Consider the following 1,922-nt stretch of genomic DNA (forward strand, 5'->3'; position numbering starts at 1 on the left):
GTTGATCTTATCACCTGCCCTAATCCGTTGATAAACCAGCGATTAGGGTAGGCTCTATGTAGGGCGTATGTCCAGGATGTGGCCCATCTTCCTTTGTTTGAAAAGGCGGTTGAACTCGCCGATCGCTTTGCTATTCCACGTTTTACCAGTTTCCTGTACAAATGACGGCGTCTTTTCTGTTGATCTACAATCCGGGCTCTCAGTCTTCTTCTTATATGCGCTTCAATTGCGGCGAATTGAGATGGGTATTGAGTCATCAGGTAGTAACCTGACCAACCTTTATACCAGCTGTTAATCCGCTTCATTGTTTGCTCGTAAGACAAGTGGGTACCCCGTGGGGTCAGTTCCTTGACCTTCTGCATCGCGCGTTTCATCGACTGGGCCGATATGGCTACAGTCCCATTGATGATCGTCATTCCCAGAAATTTGACATCCTTACTTCGTCCTACACGGCTTTTCTCCTGGTTGATTTTCAATTTGAGCTTACCTTCAATGAACTTGCTGATGCTTTCCATCACCCGGTTTGCAGCTTTCGGTGACCGGACGAATATATTACAATCATCAGCGTATCGGCAAAACTCAAGGCCTCGTCGCTCAAGCTCCTTATCCAGCTCATCAAGCACCACATTACTCAAAAGCGGGCTTAGAGGGCTTCCCTGAACGGTTCCCTCTTCCGTGGGCTGTACTGTTCCATTTGTCATCACCCCGCTACGGAGTATCATGCCGATCAGACGAAGAATTCGTTTGTCCGTCACATGACCCGACAGCAAGTAAATAAGGCGGTCGTGATTAACTCGGTCGAAAAATTTTGATAAATCAATATCAATGACATACTCTTTCCCATTATTCACTATCTGTTTAGCTGCTTCCACCGCCTTTTGCGGACTGTATCCAGGCCGGAAGCCATAGCTATGCTCTGAAAATGTAGGGTCAAGTATAGGTTCCAGGAGTAGTTTTAGAGTGGCGTGGACCACTCTGTCCCTGACACAAGGGATTCCTAACAGGCGTACACCTGCTCCTTTTCCGGGCTTAGGTATTTCTACCCGTAGAACCGGATTGGGTTTATAGCTCCAGTTTTCAAGTTCCTTCTTGAGCTGGGCCAGCTCTTCTTCTATACGGTTCTCGAATTCCGCAATGGTCACCTCGTCTATTCCCGGCGAGCCACCATTCTTCTTTACCGCTGCAAAGCCTGCGTACAGGTTGGCCTGATCGCATAACTTCTCAAAGAGACTTCTTTCGTCAACGAACAGGTCAAGTTGCCTCATTTTGCTTTTCATTGTGGGTTGTATCTTCATCGTTCTGCATTCCTTTGTTGTCACAGGATATATACGTCTCCCCTCTCAAAGAAACTCCTATGGCTGAACTCGTTACATCCGCTATTCTGAGATTCCATTAACCAGTTACATGTTCCGCCCTTCGGCTCCAACATCCTTGTCGCTTGCCGGCAGTTTTATCCTCTGATGCGTCACCACATCTTCATTGGCTGCCGGTTTTACGCCTACTATGGCTTCATCTGAAGACCCTCTGTCCGTAACGGCTACATTGCTGCTCCGCTTAGGGCTTGGCTGTCGCAGTTACAACGGCCCGGATCAGACGGCCCTTCACCGGGTAAGGTCATGCACTTTCCTTGCTCACCCACCTCCTCTACCCAACGGAATACGGAAAGGATATCGGGCTTTGATAGTCGCGGGTATCTCGCCCTTTCCGTTAGGCCTGCCTGAGGTTCGCACCGAGCTTGAGTAGCAAGTTTGGCGCCGGCTTCCTTCAGATCCCTCATTGGCTTCCCTTCACCGGGTTATCCCTCCTCGGGCAGCTCCGGGAAGTTTCTTCAGGCACCCTTGCCTTAGCCTACATATTCCCTCCTTTCTGGGGCTATGACTGGACTTTCACCAGTTAGTTCATGACCATGCCGGTCACACCGC

General features: G+C 49.4%; 1 protein-coding gene. It reads right to left on the bottom strand.

Translation table 11 applies throughout. From position 1 onward, the window contains the following. Positions 1 to 1,295 (bottom strand): group II intron reverse transcriptase/maturase (ltrA, locus tag HXW94_RS18650; protein ID WP_218576818.1); only part of this gene is annotated, 1,295 nt, incomplete at its 3' end. Positions 1,296 to 1,922 lie beyond the last annotated feature (627 nt).

Source organism: Desulfobacter latus, from assembly GCF_013389365.1.
GTDB lineage: Bacteria > Desulfobacterota > Desulfobacteria > Desulfobacterales > Desulfobacteraceae > Desulfobacter > Desulfobacter latus.